A 17,621-nucleotide genomic window follows, 5' to 3' on the forward strand; every position below is an offset into this window, starting at 1 on the left:
ACATTCGTAGCTAAAACTAAAATACATGGTCTTAATTATTTGAATGTTAAATCTGACCTTTTTAAAACAATAAATATTAACAGATAAAACAAAACTTTAACTTATGAAGAAATTATTTTTATTATCGGCTGCCCTATTAGGGTTTACATTTGCTGCAAGTGCGCAAGATATTGCTAACAATGCCATTGGTTTACGTTTGGGCGATAGCGATGGCTTTGGTGCCGAAATTTCGTATCAGCACGCCTTGGGCGCCAACAACCGTTTAGAGTTGGATTTGGGCTGGCGCGACGGCAATAACTACGACGGTTTTAAGCTCGCTGGTTTATACCAATGGGTTTGGAATTTAGATGGTGGCTTTAATTGGTACGCTGGTGCTGGTGGTGGTTTAGGATCGTTTAGCATTAACGCACCTGGTGGCAAAGACGTAACCGACACCTTTATTTTTGTAGCAGGCGATATTGGTATAGAGTATAATTTTGATATACCACTGCTGCTGTCGTTGGATTTTAGACCAGAAATTGGTTTTGGAGACGATATTTATAATAACAATGATTTGGATTTCGATATTGCCTTGGGCATCCGTTATCAATTCTAAAAAAAGTAATTTATATAAATTTAAAAAGCGCCCAATTGGGCGCTTTTTTTGTGGGCTAATTTATTTCTGTATTGCAATTAAAAAAACGGTGATGTGCAAAACAAAATCACAAAACCTCTGGCAGCACATTAGCTATCTGACTGTATAAGGATTTTCGTGTTTATATTGTATATTCTATTGATGATGTGATGCTAAAACTAGTTCAGCATAACAAAATCTGCTTAAACAAACAAAGGTTTCCCTTTCATCATGGCATTTACTTTGCCTTTTACGGTTTTTAAAGCAGTTTCGTTCTCATGGTTGTTGATAACTTCGTCTATTAAATCTACAATAGCAAGCATATCGTTTTCTTTTAAACCACGTGTTGTGATTGCCGATGTGCCAATCCGGATACCCGAGGTTACAAAGGGCGATTTATCATCAAAAGGCACCATGTTTTTATTTACAGTTATATCTGCTTTTACCAAGGCTTGCTCTGCGGCTTTACCAGAGATGTTTTTATTGCGCAAATCTATAAGCATAGAATGGTTATCTGTTCCATTTGATATAATATTGTAACCCTTGGCAACCAATGCATTTGCCATGGCATTGGCGTTGGCTTTAACTTGAAGCTGGTAGTGTAAAAAATCGTCGCTTAAGGCTTCGCCAAAAGCAATGGCTTTAGCGGCAATAATATGCTCTAATGGCCCACCTTGGTTACCCGGGAAAACGGCCGAATCCAATAAAGACGACATTTTACGCAAGCTTCCGTTTTTAAGTTTAATCCCGAAAGGGTTATCAAAATCTTGCCCCATCATAATCATACCTCCTCTAGGGCCACGTAAGGTTTTGTGGGTTGTTGTAGTAACTATATGGCAATGTGGCAACGGGTCGTTTAAAATACCTTTGGCAATTAATCCAGCCGGATGCGAAATATCTGCCATTAATATCGCGCCAACACTATCGGCAATAACTCTAAATCTCTTAAAATCCAAATCTCGCGAGTATGCCGAAGCACCTGCAATAATTAATTTTGGCTGTTCTTTGGTAGCTATCTCTTGTATTTTATCGTAATTTAAAATACCGGTTTCTTGTTCTACACCGTAAAATACAGGGTTGTATAATTTACCAGAGAAGTTTACTGGCGATCCGTGGGTTAAATGGCCTCCATGAGACAAATCGAATCCTAAAATCTTATCTCCAGGTTTTAAACAGGCATGGTAAACAGCAGTATTAGCTTGACTACCAGAATGCGGCTGTACGTTTACATAGGCAGCACCAAACAAAGCTTTAGCTCTATCTATGGCGATTTGCTCTACTTCATCAACCACTTCGCAGCCCCCGTAATAACGCTTTCCTGGGTAGCCTTCGGCATATTTGTTGGTTAGCACAGAGCCTGCAGCCTCCATTACTTGGTTGCTTACAAAATTTTCTGATGCAATAAGTTCTATGCCATGTAATTGGCGTTGTTTCTCGGCTTCAATAAGTTCAAAAATCTGTTCGTCGCGTTGCATAAATTCTATTTGTAGTTAAATAAGGGGCAAAAATAACAAATAGATTTTTCAAAAAACATTAAAAAACACATAATTACACTAAGTTTTAAACCGTTTTGTTAACCATTGTGGTAAACCCAATTTTTAATCATTTATAACAAAAAAAATAAAAAATTTATGTAGGTTTGATATGAATTTAATAACCATCAAAAAAACAGTTATGCCATTATCAGCTAATAATCCAGATAGGACTTCGTGGTTACACGTCGATAAAAACTCAGATTTCCCCATTCAGAATATTCCTTTTGGTGTATTTTTAACACGCGATGATATCATTACCATAGGCTCGCGCATTGGCGATACGGCCATAGACCTTGGCGCTTTGCATCAATTAGGGTATTTTGACGGTATTCCTTTAACCGATGATATTTTTCTACAAGATACTTTAAACGATTTTATTGCCGATGGTAGAAAAACATGGCGTTTGGTACGAAACCGAATTGCTGAGATTTTTGATGCCAACAATACAACCTTAAAAAACAATGTAAAGCATAAAGAAATAGTACTTTTTCGCTTAGATGAAATTGAAATGAAACTACCCGTACAAATTGGCGATTACACCGATTTTTATTCAAGCATCGAACACGCCACAAATGTAGGTACCATGTTTAGAGACCCCGATAATGCGCTTTTGCCAAATTGGTTGCACATACCTGTGGGTTACCATGGCAGAAGCTCATCTATCATCCCATCAGGAATTCCGGTGCACAGACCCCAAGGGCAAACCCTTCCAAAAGGTGCTACCCAACCTGTTTTTGGCCCTTCGAAATTAGTGGATTTCGAATTAGAGATGGCTTTTATTACTACAGATGCCAACGATTTGGGTGAGCCTATACCTATTGAAGAAGCCGAAGAATATATTTTTGGATTGGTACTGCTAAACGATTGGAGCGCACGCGATATTCAAAAATGGGAATACGTACCCTTGGGCCCATTTTTAGCTAAGAGTTTTGCTACATCTATTTCTCCTTGGATAGTTACTTTAGATGCTTTAGAACCCTATAGAGTTGAGAGCCCAAAACCCTTAAAACCGCAATTAGAATATTTGCAATACAAAGGCAAAAAGAGCTACGATATTAATTTAGAAGTTTCCATACAGCCAAACGGTGCTAAAGAAACCGTTGTTAGCAAATCGAACTTTAAATATATGTACTGGAATATGTCGCAACAATTAGCGCATCACACGGTTAACGGTTGCCCAGTAAATTCTGGCGACATGATGGGAAGCGGTACAATTTCTGGTCCTTCACCAGATTCTTATGGCTCAATGCTAGAATTATCGTGGCGTGGTGAAAAACCTGTTAAATTGAACGATGGATCTGATCGTAAATTCATCAACGATAACGATACCGTTATTATGCGTGGGTATTGCGAAAAAGATGGCACACGTATTGGCTTTGGTGAAGTATTTACCAAACTGCTTCCTGTGTACGGCAAAAAATAAAGTAATTAGGTTTAAATTTATTAATTAAAACAAAGGCAACCCTTGCTACGGTTTGCCTTTATTAGTTTTGTTTTATAAAACGCCCACATTAGGTACTATATTCTTGTGTCCCGTAATGCCTTAAAAACATGGCAGCAAGCGCTTTAAGGTTTGCCTAAAAACAAAGTTACGGCCATAAACACTATTCTAATTTATTGCTAAACAATAGTTTTTTATATTTTTGGCATTACTATTGAAATACTACCCCAATACCCTTAAATTTTAACCTATGAAAAAAACACTACTCCTATTAGTAACGCTTTCAATATGTATCGCCTGCAGCGGAACAAAAGAAGTTGAAAAGGCCGTAAACTCTGGCCATTACGATTTAGCCATAAATACAGCGTTAAAAAAACTGAGAACTAATAAAGACTCTAAACGTAAACACGATGTGGTTTTAATGCTTCAAGATGCTTATTATAAAGCTGAAGCTAGAGATTTAAATACCATCAATCATCTTAAAAAAGACAAAAACCCAGAGTTATATCGTGAGATTTACAAACGTTATTTAGATTTGAATGCACGACAAGAGGCCATTAAGCCCATTTTGCCATTGCGTGTAAATGGAAAAGAAATTCCATTTATGTTTAAAAATTATAGCGATGTTATTATTGAGTCTCGCGAAAAACTGTCGGATTATTTATATGAAAAAGGCTTGGATTTGCTGGAATTGGACGACAAATTTGCCATAAGAGAAGCCTATAGCACGCTTGATTACTTAGACAAGATTAATCCTAATTACGAAAATACGCGCGAGCTTATGAAAGAAGCGCACCAAAGAGGCACCAATTATATTTTAGTATCCGTTAACAACCAAACGCAACAAATAATACCCAAGCGATTGGAAGAGGATTTGTTGAATTTCGATACTTACGGATTAAATAAATTCTGGAGTGTTTATCATGCCAACAAAATCAAAGGTTTAAATTACGATTATGCCATGCACCTTAATTTAAAGCGCATTAATATATCGCCAGAGCGAATAAAAGAACGCGAATTTTTAAAGGAAAAAGATGTTAAAGATGGTTGGAAATACAAACTCGACAGTGCAGGAAATGTTGCAAAAGACTCTTTGGGCAACGATATAAAAACAGAAAAAATTATTAGGGTTAAATGCCGTTTGCTTAAAAGCGTACAAACAAAATCTTCGCAAGTTATTGCCGATGTGGTGTATTTTGATATGGCTTCAAATTTGCCTTTAGACACCTTTACCATTGATAGCGAATTTATTTTCGAACATTCCTTTGCACAATCCAGAGGCGATAAACGCGCGCTTACTAAAAACGATAGAATATTGCTGGGAAACAAAGCTGTACCTTTCCCCAGTAACGAGCAAATGGTTTACTATACCGGTGAAGATTTAAAACTTAAACTAAAAGATATTATAAATTCCTATAGTGTAAATTAAAGTACATTGAGGCTGTTTAAAAAGTGGAATTCTATGTTATTTGGGCTAGCTAAAAATTGGTAATCAAGATTGGTCTATACAAACTCAACAAGACAAATTAAATTCTAAAGACTTTTAAGACAGCCCCAACTTTGTGCTAAAACAGTAAAAACTGTTACAAATAAGGTTAATAGAAATAAAAGCGATCAAATTAGTATTCCGCAATTGCTTCTTTACCGAGAACAATATCCCTATTGGCCACAAATAAACCTTCCTTTTTATCGAGTTTGATAATTCTGCCTGGGTTTGTTTGCTCTATTTTTAATCTGCAAGATTTTGTTAACAAGGGATCGTTATCAAAAATAAACGATTCAATTTTGTATTCCGGCTTGTTAGGTTCTTTAACAATTGGAAGAATTTGCGCAAGCTCGTTACCATATATATATTTACCAGGTACAAAGGTATAAAACGTATAGCGCCCGTTAGCATCTGTCCTAATCCAACCTCTATGCTTAACATAGCGCTTTTTGTTGTGCCTTTTTAATTTAAAATTACCATCTTCATCGGCCTGATGTATAAATAAAAGTACGTTTTTGGCAGGTGTAACGCCATCGTTTTCGTAAATGGTTCCAGTAATTTTAAGCTTGTTAGATCTTGCTGCAAAATCTGGAATGGTATCAACGCTATTCAATTGCTTTTCGGTGTAATCGTAAATAGGGCTTCGCTTTTTATAATTCTGCGGAATATCGCTTGAAGTTTCGTTTGTTTCTTGAGCGTTTACAGGAGTTGAAAAGCTTACAATTATTAAAAGACTAAGTAGGGTTAATAGATTTTTCATGGGTGAATTTTTATAATACTTTCAAAATTAATTAATTATGAAGCCCATAAATAAAAAAATCGATTGAACTATAAAATTTTACGACGAATAGATGAAATGCAAAACTTGTTATTAGGTTAACTAATCTGAAGATTTTACTTCGCCTGAATAAGAAATGGAGTTTCTTGAAGCACTGGTTAATGTAATGTAACTTTTTAAATTAGGGAATAGTTTGATGGTAACTTTAAAGCGTTCTGTTTTTCTTTTAGCAGTGCATGAAATAGTATAGCTATCACGTTTCCCTTCGGTAACAGTATAGTTTTCAACAATACCGTTAAACTGAATGGCACCATTATTTCCGCCATAACCCACATGCATTTGGCGTTCGCCAAAATACGGTAAATACGATGTTATACTATCGCCAGAAATGGTTAAAAAATTTGAGTTCCCGATAAGATTTATAGCTCCAGACGAAGATCCTGCTGGCAATAACCCCGAATTAAAAACCTGCTGCGTAGCTAATGTTGTTTGCGGATGCGCCCAAGTAGATTCAATAGTGAAGTTCCTATTTTCAACCAAAACTTCAAGTGCTTCAATTTGTTCATCGGTTATTTTTGAACTTGCCGATTTACACGAAAAAAAAGCAATCGCAACAATTAGGGTTAGTATGGACAAATGTTTCATTTTTAAGCAATCTTAACTGTGTTTCTAAGTTACAAAATATCAGTAAATTGTTGTAATAACAGATTGTTAAAAATTTAAAAAAAACGCAACTAATTAGCTCAAAATCTTTTTAATTTCGGCAACCCAATCTTCAATGGATGTGGTATTTGTATTTAAAGCCAAACTTCTATTTCCGTAAGGCGCATAAATATTTTGGTTGGTTACCGAAAAGAAACCTATTGTTGGCGTTCCCGATGCGCTTGCCAAATGCATCACGCCATTATCGGCAGCAATAAATATAGCGGTGTTGTTTATAATAGCACCCATTTCGCGAATATCTTTACTGTAAAAATGTGTTGCTTTAAAGTTGATTTTCGAAATGTTTTCAATGGGCAACATTTCAATAATATTAAAATCGGTTTCAAACTCGTTTTTTAAACGGCTGTAAAACGTGTTCCACCATTCTTCAGAATAACATTTATTGCCTGTGGCATTGGTGTAAATACAAATGGTTTGCTTATCATTTTTAACAATATCGTTTAGCAGATTTTTACCGTTTTTAATTTCAGAATCACTTAACTTGATATTTAAAGTAGGCACTTTACTCCTATTTCCATCAAAGCCCAATTTAGTTAAATAGTGCCTTAAATTATAAACAGGATATTTTGCAATATGTTCGTAATCGTTGTGCTTTAGCTTAATAGTCTCATTTACATCGCCAAAAACTTTATATTTTGCTTTTGAAATTTGAGTGAGTAATCGACCGGAAGATGAATTTTTATCGCCATTTATTACCAAATCATAACGTTTTCTTTTGATTAAAACCCAACATTTAACATATTTAAACAAATGGTTGAATGGCTTTTTTGGTAGCTGAAAGATATTATTGATTTCTGTATAATTCTGAAAAACAGGAAACGCCACACCGCCTTTTACAAACAAATCGACTTCACAATTGGGAAAAGTATCAATAACCTCTTGCACAATTGGAGTTAAAAGCAACTGGTTACCCAATCTGTGGTTTGGCCTGATGATTAGAATTTTTTTTATTTCAACCTTTGTATTGGCATCAAATTCTGGTTCGGTTTGAGAACTACCAATGTTTTTGGTAATAAAATGCATTATCTTTCTTCGATATACATTTACAGTAATTGGTACTTTCATTTGTTTGTTTTATGGCTGCAAAATTACGAATAAGCTTAGAGTTCGCCAAACCAAAAGTTCTTGTTGGTTTTAATTCATGCAACAGGAAACCCACTACTATACGCGTCGTGGTTTAAACTTGCGCTTGGTATTTATAAAGTACACACCGGTTAGTAAAATTACTGCCGCAAATATAGATTGCGTTGTAATGTGTTCGTTTAAAACCCACCATCCCAATATTAAAGCAATAATAGGGTTTACATAAGTTGATGTTGCCACTTTTTCTGGTGATACTTCTTTTAAAAGAAAATTAAAAGCGGTAAACGCAACAATGCTACCAAATAGTATTAGCCCAAGCATAGACCACTGTACATCGTTTTGCCAATTGTGGGGTAGCGACCAAGGTTCGTTTAAAATTAAACTGATTACCCCTAGCATTATACCTCCCGTTAGCATTTGATAGCCGGTATTTACAAACGAGCTCTTGGGCAAATCTGCTTTACCAACAAAAATACTGGCATAGGCCCAACTTAACATACATGCAAAAATTAAAACCATGCCCAAAACCTGCCCTTCCTGACTTATAATTTGCTTCTGGCTTACCAAAAGAAAAATGCCTATAAAGCCCAATACCACGCCTATGTAAGACATAAGTGCAATGCGCTTACCATAGAAAATACGCATCATTATAAGCACTACTAAGGGTTGTGCAGAAATCTCTAAAGCAGCAAAACCACTATCTACGTATTTTAAGGCCAAAACAGCAAGCCCGTTGCCCAAAGTTAAAAACAAAAAACCGGCAATAGATGCATTTATTAATTGTTTTTTGGATATTGAAAGGCTAACTTTAAGCGTTTTGGCTATTAAAAAAATAATTGCGCTGGCCATTAAAAACCTAACCGATGCCAAAAAAAAAGGCGGTAATTGAGACACCGCAATTTTATTAAGCAAATAGGTAGAGCCCCAAATAACATATATGGCAAAAAAAGCCAATACAATTAAAATGGTTTTGCGGGGTAAACTCATATTGTGCTGTGAGTTTAAATGTATTAAAAAAAGTGGGAACTAGATTTTCTTGACTCTAACGGCGTTCATGCCTTTTTGTCCGCGCTCCAATTCGTAGGTAACTTTGTCGTTTTCGGTAATTTCATCAATTAAACCGCTTATATGAACAAAATATTTTTCTTGGTTAACGCTATCGATTATAAATCCAAAGCCTTTAGAGTGATCGAAAAACGAAACCTTACCTTCGTTGGCCGTTGGCTCCTCTTGTACTCTATCTTCTTTTTTTGGGATACCCAATTCAATGCTTTCGGCCTCAACCTTTTCGCGCATTGCTGGATCTGGTGGTGTATCGGTTAAATTACCGTTAAAATCAACATAAGCAAACTGTATGCCGCTGCTTCCGCTAGCTTCTTTTTCGGCTTTACGGGCGTCTTTCTTTTTTTGCTTTTCTTCTCTTTTCTTTAAGCGTTTTTTTTCTTTTTCAATTTTGTTAAATGTTACTTGCGATTTTGCCATAGTTTAAATTATCCTGTCGATTTTAAAAATTAATGTGTAAAGATACGTCTTATTTTTATGATGCTATAATAATCAATGTATTAATAACTTATTATACTGCATATAGTGTTGCCGTGGTATTTTTTTATGTTTTTAAATAACACATTGCATTGTTAATAGCTGTAACAAAGTTTTTAGACACATCAAAATAACGCAGATTATGTTTGTTACAAGATGCCTTTATTGTTTTACTGTGCGCCATCATGTTTTTTACATGGTTTCTCATGTATTTATCTGATTTATCAATTAACCAATCTTTTTTTCCGCAACTGAATTCTTTTATTTCTTCAACTTTTTTATCAACAGAAATATCAGCAAAACCGAGAAAACATATTTTTAATTTATTAGGATGTTTATTGAATAATTCAATTATCAATTCGGGCAGTATCGCTTCGCCTTCAATAATATAATCGACATCGTTCCAAAGCATACTTTCAACGATGGCTTTAAAAAAACCCCAGATTTTTTTTGCGATTTCATCGGGCAATAGCATATGGTGCAATCCGTATTCCGGGATACCGTTAGTAAAGCCCATTACCAACCAATCGAGAGACAAATAAGATATGCCTTTTTGTGAAGCTAGTTTTTTAGCAACTATTGTCTTTCCTGCTCTTGATACGCCACTTATTATATATAACATATTGAAGGACTGTATTTTTTAACTAATCGACTATAGATTGCATTACAAGTTTTCTGAATGTATTAGAAGCATTATCGCCTTTAATGCGTTGGGTTTGTTTTTATAGCACATCGAGTGCTTCGCCATAGGTAAACCTTTCTCCCGTTTTATGGTGCAATGCCAGTTTAGCAAGCTTTTTAATGTTATCTTCAATACTAATATTTTCAGTTGTAAATAAATCAATAATGTTTGCTTTATTGTATATTTTGTTGAATCGGTAATCGCCATCAATCAAGCCATAACCGAGACCCGATGTATGGGTTAACAAATGCCTAATCGTGATTTGTTTTTTAGATGGTTTTGTGGTGTACGATGAATTGTTTTCGTTAAACGAACCTAAAATTTGTTCGCCTTTAAACGTTGGAATATATTTAGAAATGGGGGCGTCTAAATTAAACTTGCCTTCTTCACAAAGCACCATTACTGCTGTTGATGTGATTGCTTTTGATTGTGAAGCGATTCTGAAAATGTCGGACTGTTGCAACTTCCTTTCTGAGCTATTATCAGCCATACCAAAGGCTTTATGATATACTATTTTTCCGCGTCTTGAAACCCATACAACTGCACCAGGAATAATATTGTCTTTAATTGCATCATTCAACATCGTGTCAATATAAATCAATCTTAATTTGGACATGCCAACCTGATCATCTTGAACTTCAAAAAGTGTTTTAGGTGAAACAGATTGCGTTTCGTTTTTAGATTTAAAACAACTCACAAAAAAGAAGGAAACAACTAAAATATTAAGTAGTTTTTTCATGGAGAAAAGTGGTGGTTTTTAGTAAAACATAAAAAGCGAAGTTAGCTTTTTTATAACCATTTATAAAAAACGTAGAATTTGCACAAAAAAAATCCCTTTCCAAATTAATGAAAAGGGATGTAACATGTAGAGAGTTGCTTAAAACACAGAGGGTAACCAACCAAATTTTAACCCTAACTTAAAATTAACTCTGTACCTTAACTTGGCTCTCTACAATGTCTTTAATAGGGACTATTAGTTTTCCTTCTTTAGTTTTAAGGGTTACCGAAATATTGTTAACGGTTTCCACCTCGCCTTTAATATTATTAAATTCTATTTTTTGTCCGATTTCGTAAGTTTTTCTGGCATAAAAGGTCTTTAACAAATCGCCCACCACTTTTTGGGCGCCAATGCCAAAGGCTAAGGCAAAGGCCAGCAAAAAGGCCGCCAGAATCATGGTAATATTGCTTGTAATAATCTCTGTATCTACACCTGCTTGGTTTAAAGCCGTTATTGAAATGAAAGTGAGCAATAAGAAAAATACAATTTGACTTATGATTTTTGAACCCGATAAATCCATAGATTCAAAAAACGATTTGATGGCTTTTTTAATGAAATTAGCCAATAACAAACCTATTGTAAATATGATTAAAGCTGAAAACAATTTGGGCAGGTACCCAAGGAAATTCTTGATTTCCTCTGAAACCATAGTAAGATTTAGGATGTCTGTAACAATAATCAATAACATTATGTACATAATCCATTTTACAAACTTGGTAACAATTTTAATGATGTTGAAATTTAGTTTTTTGCCTTCAAATATTTCAATTTCATTTATTTTATCGTCTAACTTATTGGCCTTGGCCAGTTTTAATGCTTTTCTAACTATAGCAACTATAAGTTTGGTTACTAACCAACCAATAATTACAATGGCAATGGCACCAAGAATATTGGGGACAACTTTGGCGACTTCTTCTGTGATTGTCGATAATGAATTTATAACACCTTCATTCCACGCTGTTATTTTTTCCATGGTTACTTATTGTATTGGTTAGGGTTGTGTTTTCTTTTTCTAATGGTCTGTTCCACAATTTTAGCCATATCAACAGAGAATAAGCTCGCTAAATCCATTAGCAACTTAGCCGTGGCAATATCGCTCATAACCTTAGCTTTAAGTTCTTGCGGAACTTCTTTAAGTGGCTGGTTTATATGCTTAAATGGATTATCCATTATTTAAGGTTGTTGGTATAAACGGCTATTAGTTTGTCTTTGGCGCGCTTAATTCTCATTTTAACCGCGCTTTCGCCAATTTCTAGGGCGCTTCCAATTTCTTTAATAGATAGAAAATCTTGGTACTTTAACAGTAAAATCATTTTCTCTTCTGGTGAAATAAACTCTAAGGCGGTTTTTAATTTATCTACTTTCATGTTGAGAAAACTGGTATCGTCTTCATCTGCATAAGAAAGGTTTTCAATGTCTTTATAATCTACCGATTGTTTTTCAAATTTTTTTGCGGTGTTTCTGGTTACATAATTTACACAGTGGTTATAAGTAAAGGCATATAACCAGGTTGAAAATTTCGATTTCCCTTTAAAACTAGCCAACTTAACAAAGAGTTTTAAAAATACATCTTGGGTTAAATCTTTAGCTTCGTCGGCATCTTTTGCAAACCCAAAACACTTATTATATACCAATGTCGCATACCTGTCGTACAGTATCTCGAAAAGCAATGTGTTGTTGGTTTTAACAATGGCTTTTACCAAATCTTCGTCGGTTAACTTGTTAATATGGTCTAGGGTTTTCAATTTTAAAAGTGATTCCTTAAGTTATTAGACACGATATTACTTGATAAGTCACATTTAACACAAAAAAAACTACATATTTATTTTTTAAACTTTAAAACGCATAATTTATTGTTGAAATATATTTTATATAAGATATTTTTTACATAATTTACTTATTGAATAGTAGAAGCTATTATAAAAATGATGATTTTAATACTATTAAAATTAGACAATGAGTTTTTAAATATTACAACATCAAGATACTAGGTTGTAACAGCTAGTATATGATTAGCTATAATTTTGAAGGACTTTATTTTTAAGCAATAAAAAAAGCGACCTTTGGTTACTTAGCGTAGTCAAAGTAGGTCGCTTTTTTTATTTGTAAATATTATTTTACTAGTCTTGCAATCCCGGAATTTCAACCATTTCGTTTACGTCTTTTTTATAATCTACACCATCAACTTTAAACCCGAAAAGGTTGTAGAAATCTGTTTCGTAACCTTTTAAATCGCCTAGTTTTGGTAAGGTATCGGTGGTTACATTGTTCCAAAGTTCTAAAACTTTAGCTTGCACATCGTGGCGCATTTCCCAATCGTCAATACGTATTCTGCCTGCTTCGTCTAATTCTAAATTTTCTGCATACAAACGAGCGTTAAATAAACGCTCGATTTGCTCGATACAACCTTCGTGGATGCCTTTTTCCTTCATCACTTTGTACAGTAATGAAATATACAAGGGAATTACCGGAATAGCAGAACTAGCTTGTGTTACCAAAGCTTTATTAACCGACACATAGGCCTGCCCGTTAATGTCTTTTAAAGCATCTGCAATATTAAACGCCGTGGCTTCTAAATGGTCTTTTGCGCGACCAATGGTGCCTTTTCTGTAAACGGCCTCTGTTAACGATGGTCCAATATAAGAATAGGCCACTGTTTTAAAGTCGTTTGATAAAACACCTGCTGCTTTTAGTTGGTTAACCCACATCTGCCAATCTTCGCCACCCATTACGGCTACTGTGTTTTTTATATCCTGATCGGAACCTGGTGCAATAGATATGTTTTTAACCTCGCCGGTATGAAAATCTACTGTATTATTTGTAAAGGTGCTTCCTATGGGTTTTAAAACCGATTTGAAACGTTGGCCCGTATCTGGGTGTGTTCTTACTGGCGATGCTAAACTGTACACCAATAAATCTATTTCGCCTAAATCGGCTTTTATCAAATCTATGGTTTGTGCCTTAACTTGGTTTGAAAACGCATCGCCATTAATGCTTTTGGCGTACAAACCATCTTTATGCGCTTGGGCCTCGAAAGCGGCACTGTTGTACCAACCTGGAGATGCCGGACGGCCTTCGGTTGGAGGTTTTTCAAAAAATGCGCCAATGGTTGCAGCATTTGATCCGTAAGCTGCGGTAATTCGTGATGCTAAACCAAATCCTGTGGAAGCTCCAATAACCAATACTTTTTTTGGTCCATTTGCAACTGGTCGTTCTTTTATATAATTAATTTGATTCATTACGTTTTGCTCGCAGCCTTTTGGGTGTGCGGTTAAACATATAAAGCCTCTTGTTTTTGGTTCTATTATCATAAAAAAATTATTTCTAAATATGTAATGCTCTATCGTCTGTTGCCGCTAAAGCAGCTTCTTTAATAGCTTCTGTAAATGTTGGGTGTGCGTGCGACATACGCGATATATCTTCGGCACTAGCTCTGTATTCCATGGCTACAACTGCTTCAGCAATCATATCTGCAGCACGGGCACCTACCATGTGAACGCCTAAAATCTCATCTGTTTTTTTATCGGCCAGAATTTTTACAAAACCATCTAAATCCATACTGGCTCTACTTCTGCCTAATGCACGCATGGGGAATTGTCCGGTTTTATAATCTACTCCAGCATCTTTTAATTCCTCTTCGGTTTTACCAACAGCCGCAACTTCTGGCCATGTGTAAACCACGCCCGGAATTAAATTATAATCGATATGTGGTTTTTGCCCCGCGATGGTTTCGGCAACAAAAACGCCTTCTTCTTCTGCTTTATGGGCTAGCATTGCTCCTTTTACTACATCGCCAATGGCGTATATATTTGAAGCTGAAGTTTGTAAATAATCGTTTACCTCAACTTGCCCTCTATCATTAATTTTTACACCAGCAGCTTTGGCATTTAAGCCATCTGTATATGGGCGCCGCCCAACTGACACCAAGCAATAATCGCCTTTAAATTCTGCTTCTACTCCTTTTTTATTATCGGCTTTAACGATAACTTCATTACCTTGCCGCTCAACAGATTTTACTTTATGCGACGCATTTATTTTAAACTTCTGTTTCTTTAAAACTTTATTTAATTCTTTAGATAAGCCCGCATCCATGGTTGGGATAATTCTATCAGCGTATTCCAAAACTGTTACTTCTGCTCCTAATCTTTTATAAACCTGCCCCAACTCTAAACCAATAACGCCTCCGCCAATAACGATTAAATGTTTTGGAATTTCTTTAAGTGTTAAAGCTTCGGTTGAAGTGATTACGCGTTCTTTGTCTATATTGATAAATGGCAAATTTGATGGTTTGCTACCTGTTGCTATAATTATATTTTTTGCTTCAATTTCGATAGTTTCATCTCCTTTAATGGTAATATGCGTTGCATCTTTAAAGCTTCCTAAACCCTGGTAAACATCAATCTTGTTTTTCTTCATTAAAAAATCGATGCCACCTGTAGTTTGATCGACAACGGCTTGCTTGCGTGCAATCATTTTTTCTAGGTTTACTTTAATATCGCCGGGGATTTCAATACCGTGTTCTTCAAAATGTTTAACGGCATCTTCGTAATGGTGAGACGAATCTAAAAGGGCTTTACTGGGAATACAACCCACATTTAGGCAGGTGCCACCAAGGGTTGGGTATTTTTCAATTATTGCTGTTTCCATGCCTAATTGGGCGCAACGTATTGCGGCAACATATCCGCCAGGGCCAGAACCTATAATGGCTACATCGTAAGAATTCATATATTTTGTTTTATTTTTCTTAATTTAACAAAGAACAAAAGTACGATTTTTGTTAAAGAAAAAAGATTAATCGCTAGTCTTTTCAATATCGCTTAAAACCCACTTGAGCTCGGTGTCTATTTTTAATTTTCTATCTTTAATTGTTGGTATTATTTTAATATCTGGTTTTACGCCATAACCATCGGGGAGCTGTTTTTGTGGGGCTTCTATTTGCATTAAGCCCATGCGCACTTTAAGTTTAGTTGTTGGCAATTGGTATAATTTATAAATGCCCGCCACGGTACCGTTGTATGCGCCACCGGTTTCTTCGCCCACAAAAACAGCGCGTTTGTTTGCTTTTAAATGGGTTGATAAAAGCGAGGACGCCGAAAAAGAATTCCCGTTGATAAGCACATAAATTTTGCCTTTAAAATGTAACGGATTGGGTGCTTTGGTTTTTGAAAAGTTATTGAATTTGTAATACAATTTGCCAGCATTCTTTTTTGTTTTCAACAAATTATGGGTAATTATAATGGGCGATAACAATCCGCCAACAATTTTACGGCTAGTTGATGAGGTGTTGCTCATTATAAACGTCATAAAAGGCACTCTGCTTTTTACTTCGCTTGCTGTAATAAATTGATAATTTTTATCGGTTAAATACGAATATAGTTTATCGATTTCAGCAATGCGACCGCCACCGTTATCGCGCAAATCCAAAATAAAATACTTGGTTTTTGCTGAATCTAATTTCGCAAAACTTTCTTTGTAAAACGCTTTGTACGGGCCGTTACCAAAAGCACGTATTTTCATAAGCGCAATGGTGCTGTCATTTCCTATAAAATTAAGGTTTCTGGTATATTTGTTTTTAGAAATATATCCATGTTTTTTATTGAATTTCTTTTTCTTCTTTCGGGCAATTCGTTTGGCTTTTTTTTCTGATTTGGTTAGCCTTTTTGGTTTAACTGTTTTAGCTGAATCATTTTTTAATGAATCGTTTTCAACCTTTTTATCTTCTTTTTTTAAACGTTTAAATGTTTTTGTGAAAACAGAATCTTTATTTTTAAAAGTTACTTTTAAGCTATCTACAAAACCTTTATTTCTGTAGTAAAATGTTTTGAAATTTTTACCAACAAATCGATTGTGCAATGTGGTGTTGTAACCATCTGTGGCAAATTGGGTTTTAAATGTTTCAACTAAATTTGGAGCTAAATCATTTTCAATTTTGAGGACTTCATTTCCGATAAGTGATGAATCTTTACCTCGTGTGTTTTTTACATAAAGTTTGTTGTTTAAATATTCGAAATCTAAATCGTAAAACTCAAATTTCTTCTTTTTTAAAAGCTTCCTCTCTTTACGGGTAAACCTTTTATTTGCCGAACCTACCGAAACATGCCCCTGCCTAACATGGGTAACAACAGGTGCAAGTTTTTTGTAAAATTCTCGCGAATTCATGGGTTGTTTTATCGCTGTTTTTAAGCTATCAAACTTAAAATCCAATACTGCTTTTGGGGTGTATTGATAGAGTTTTGGGTGGTGTTTTTTAAGTTGCCTGTAAAGTTTATCGATATCGTTTTGTAAATCTTCAACCGTGTGCAACGATCTGATTTGCTCGTTATAGGTTTTTACGCTAGTACACGATGTAACAAAGCACAATACACTAAATACAAGAAGGAATTTCTTCATTCAAAAAAAAATATCAGGTTTAAAGCAACTAAAGTAACTGTAATTATTTTAAGTTCTGAATAATCTTTAACTTTTAAGTAAAATCCTGTAGCTTTGTGCTCCATGCAAAAAACCATTAACATACAAAACAAAAAAGCGCGCTTTCAATACGAAATCTTGGATAAGTACACCGCAGGGATCGTGCTTACCGGAACCGAGATTAAATCCATTAGAAGCAGTAAAGCCTCTATTGCAGAAAGCTTTTGTGAGTTTAACGAAAAAGGGGAACTTTTTGTAATTAACATGACCATACAAGAGTACGCCTTTGGCAATTATTACAACCACCGGCCAAAAGCCGAAAGGAAACTTCTTTTAAACAAAAGGGAATTGAAAAAACTGCAAAAAGAAGTGCAGAACACAGGATTGACCATTATTCCGTTACGATTGTTTATTAACGAAAAAGGATTTGCCAAATTAGACATTGCCCTGGCAAAAGGAAAAAAATTATACGATAAGCGCGAAACCATTAAAGACCGCGATAACAAGCGAGATTTAGATAGGGTAAAAAAAACGTATAGGTAATTTAAGAATCCC

The 17,621-nt window shown here is 35.2% G+C and carries 18 protein-coding genes; 4 read left to right on the forward strand and 14 right to left on the reverse strand.

The genetic code is table 11. The annotated features are described in order from the left end of the window. The first annotated feature begins 103 nt into the window (after positions 1-103). Positions 104-595, forward strand: a complete 492-nt coding sequence (locus ACFSQS_RS03900; RefSeq protein ID WP_388014393.1) for a hypothetical protein — start codon at positions 104-106, stop codon at positions 593-595. Between the two features lie 221 nt (positions 596-816). Here the strand turns inward: ACFSQS_RS03900 and glyA are convergent, their stop codons facing one another. Continuing rightward, a complete protein-coding gene (gene glyA / locus ACFSQS_RS03905) occupies positions 817-2,088 on the reverse strand; it encodes a serine hydroxymethyltransferase (protein WP_388014396.1) in 1,272 nt (423 codons plus the stop codon). Positions 2,089-2,287: 199 nt separating this feature from the next. On the opposite strand from glyA, the gene fahA reads away from it, so the two are divergent. Both fahA and ACFSQS_RS03915 read left to right on the forward strand, forming a co-directional pair. Further along, positions 2,288-3,571 carry a fumarylacetoacetase gene (gene fahA, locus ACFSQS_RS03910; RefSeq protein WP_388014399.1) on the forward strand — a complete coding sequence of 428 codons (1,284 nt, stop codon included), beginning with the start codon at positions 2,288-2,290 and terminating at the stop codon, positions 3,569-3,571. A 268-nt stretch (positions 3,572-3,839) separates the two neighbouring features. Next, positions 3,840-5,018 carry a hypothetical protein gene (locus tag ACFSQS_RS03915; RefSeq protein WP_388014402.1) on the forward strand — a complete coding sequence of 393 codons (1,179 nt, stop codon included), beginning with the start codon at positions 3,840-3,842 and terminating at the stop codon, positions 5,016-5,018. Between the two features lie 190 nt (positions 5,019-5,208). On the opposite strand, the gene ACFSQS_RS03920 is transcribed toward ACFSQS_RS03915, so the two are convergent. The 13 genes from ACFSQS_RS03920 to ACFSQS_RS03980 form a co-directional block, all read right to left on the reverse strand. Further along, the gene (locus ACFSQS_RS03920; RefSeq protein WP_388014405.1) at positions 5,209-5,835 is read right to left on the reverse strand and encodes a dioxygenase family protein; all 627 of its coding nucleotides are present in this window, start codon (positions 5,833-5,835) and stop codon (positions 5,209-5,211) included. Positions 5,836-5,955: 120 nt separating this feature from the next. Beyond that, positions 5,956-6,498, reverse strand: coding sequence for a DUF4251 domain-containing protein (locus ACFSQS_RS03925; protein ID WP_388014408.1), 543 nt, complete (start codon positions 6,496-6,498; stop codon positions 5,956-5,958). A gap of 93 nt (positions 6,499-6,591) precedes the next feature. Then, positions 6,592-7,641, reverse strand: coding sequence for a glycosyltransferase family 9 protein (locus tag ACFSQS_RS03930; protein WP_388014411.1), 1,050 nt, complete (start codon positions 7,639-7,641; stop codon positions 6,592-6,594). Positions 7,642-7,737: 96 nt separating this feature from the next. Beyond that, a complete protein-coding gene (locus ACFSQS_RS03935; protein ID WP_388014414.1) occupies positions 7,738-8,646 on the reverse strand; it encodes an EamA family transporter in 909 nt (302 codons plus the stop codon). Positions 8,647-8,685: 39 nt separating this feature from the next. Next, positions 8,686-9,141 carry a cold-shock protein gene (locus ACFSQS_RS03940; RefSeq protein WP_388014417.1) on the reverse strand — a complete coding sequence of 152 codons (456 nt, stop codon included), beginning with the start codon at positions 9,139-9,141 and terminating at the stop codon, positions 8,686-8,688. 124 nt (positions 9,142-9,265) lie between these two features. Continuing rightward, on the reverse strand, positions 9,266-9,820 hold the full coding sequence (locus tag ACFSQS_RS03945; protein ID WP_388014420.1) for a hypothetical protein: 555 nt from the start codon (positions 9,818-9,820) through the stop codon (positions 9,266-9,268). Positions 9,821-9,920: 100 nt separating this feature from the next. Next, a complete protein-coding gene (locus tag ACFSQS_RS03950) occupies positions 9,921-10,619 on the reverse strand; it encodes a serine hydrolase domain-containing protein (RefSeq protein ID WP_388014423.1) in 699 nt (232 codons plus the stop codon). A 184-nt stretch (positions 10,620-10,803) separates the two neighbouring features. Beyond that, positions 10,804-11,631 (reverse strand): mechanosensitive ion channel family protein, encoded by an 828-nt coding sequence (locus tag ACFSQS_RS03955; RefSeq protein ID WP_388014426.1) that lies wholly within the window; start codon positions 11,629-11,631, stop codon positions 10,804-10,806. A gap of 2 nt (positions 11,632-11,633) precedes the next feature. Further along, the gene (locus tag ACFSQS_RS03960) at positions 11,634-11,828 is read right to left on the reverse strand and encodes a hypothetical protein (RefSeq protein ID WP_388014428.1); all 195 of its coding nucleotides are present in this window, start codon (positions 11,826-11,828) and stop codon (positions 11,634-11,636) included. Beyond that, on the reverse strand, positions 11,828-12,403 hold the full coding sequence (locus tag ACFSQS_RS03965; RefSeq protein WP_388014430.1) for an RNA polymerase sigma factor: 576 nt from the start codon (positions 12,401-12,403) through the stop codon (positions 11,828-11,830). Before ACFSQS_RS03965 ends, ACFSQS_RS03960 begins: the two co-directional genes overlap by 1 nt. Positions 12,404-12,778: 375 nt before the next feature. Then, a complete protein-coding gene (gene fabV / locus ACFSQS_RS03970; protein WP_388014432.1) occupies positions 12,779-13,969 on the reverse strand; it encodes an enoyl-ACP reductase FabV in 1,191 nt (396 codons plus the stop codon). A 13-nt stretch (positions 13,970-13,982) separates the two neighbouring features. Further along, complete coding sequence (gene lpdA, locus ACFSQS_RS03975; protein ID WP_388014435.1) at positions 13,983-15,383, reverse strand: dihydrolipoyl dehydrogenase; 1,401 nt, start codon at positions 15,381-15,383, stop codon at positions 13,983-13,985. 66 nt (positions 15,384-15,449) lie between these two features. Next, a complete protein-coding gene (locus ACFSQS_RS03980) occupies positions 15,450-17,048 on the reverse strand; it encodes a S41 family peptidase (protein ID WP_388014438.1) in 1,599 nt (532 codons plus the stop codon). Between the two features lie 102 nt (positions 17,049-17,150). Here ACFSQS_RS03980 and smpB point away from each other — a divergent pair, with 102 nt between their 5' ends. Further along, entirely contained in the window at positions 17,151-17,609 is a 459-nt protein-coding gene (gene smpB / locus ACFSQS_RS03985) for an SsrA-binding protein SmpB (protein WP_388014440.1), read from the forward strand. The last annotated feature ends 12 nt before the right edge of the window (positions 17,610-17,621 follow it).

The organism is Gelatiniphilus marinus (assembly GCF_042684345.1).
Classification (GTDB): domain Bacteria; phylum Bacteroidota; class Bacteroidia; order Flavobacteriales; family Flavobacteriaceae; genus Gelatiniphilus; species Gelatiniphilus marinus.

Bases quoted from the DNA above. Each gene is read 5' to 3' on its own strand.
- ACFSQS_RS03930 (WP_388014411.1), bottom strand. From the start codon at position 7,641: ATGAAAGTACCAATTACTGTAAATGTATATCGAAGAAAGATAATGCAT.
- ACFSQS_RS03940 (WP_388014417.1), bottom strand. From the start codon at position 9,141: ATGGCAAAATCGCAAGTAACATTTAACAAAATTGAAAAAGAAAAAAAA.
- ACFSQS_RS03960 (WP_388014428.1), bottom strand. From the start codon at position 11,828: ATGGATAATCCATTTAAGCATATAAACCAGCCACTTAAAGAAGTTCCG.
- ACFSQS_RS03950 (WP_388014423.1), bottom strand. From the start codon at position 10,619: ATGAAAAAACTACTTAATATTTTAGTTGTTTCCTTCTTTTTTGTGAGT.
- glyA (WP_388014396.1), bottom strand. From the start codon at position 2,088: ATGCAACGCGACGAACAGATTTTTGAACTTATTGAAGCCGAGAAACAA.
- smpB (WP_388014440.1), top strand. From the start codon at position 17,151: ATGCAAAAAACCATTAACATACAAAACAAAAAAGCGCGCTTTCAATAC.
- ACFSQS_RS03900 (WP_388014393.1), top strand. From the start codon at position 104: ATGAAGAAATTATTTTTATTATCGGCTGCCCTATTAGGGTTTACATTT.
- ACFSQS_RS03920 (WP_388014405.1), bottom strand. From the start codon at position 5,835: ATGAAAAATCTATTAACCCTACTTAGTCTTTTAATAATTGTAAGCTTT.
- fabV (WP_388014432.1), bottom strand. From the start codon at position 13,969: ATGATAATAGAACCAAAAACAAGAGGCTTTATATGTTTAACCGCACAC.
- lpdA (WP_388014435.1), bottom strand. From the start codon at position 15,383: ATGAATTCTTACGATGTAGCCATTATAGGTTCTGGCCCTGGCGGATAT.
- fahA (WP_388014399.1), top strand. From the start codon at position 2,288: ATGCCATTATCAGCTAATAATCCAGATAGGACTTCGTGGTTACACGTC.
- ACFSQS_RS03935 (WP_388014414.1), bottom strand. From the start codon at position 8,646: ATGAGTTTACCCCGCAAAACCATTTTAATTGTATTGGCTTTTTTTGCC.
- ACFSQS_RS03915 (WP_388014402.1), top strand. From the start codon at position 3,840: ATGAAAAAAACACTACTCCTATTAGTAACGCTTTCAATATGTATCGCC.
- ACFSQS_RS03980 (WP_388014438.1), bottom strand. From the start codon at position 17,048: ATGAAGAAATTCCTTCTTGTATTTAGTGTATTGTGCTTTGTTACATCG.
- ACFSQS_RS03955 (WP_388014426.1), bottom strand. From the start codon at position 11,631: ATGGAAAAAATAACAGCGTGGAATGAAGGTGTTATAAATTCATTATCG.
- ACFSQS_RS03945 (WP_388014420.1), bottom strand. From the start codon at position 9,820: ATGTTATATATAATAAGTGGCGTATCAAGAGCAGGAAAGACAATAGTT.
- ACFSQS_RS03925 (WP_388014408.1), bottom strand. From the start codon at position 6,498: ATGAAACATTTGTCCATACTAACCCTAATTGTTGCGATTGCTTTTTTT.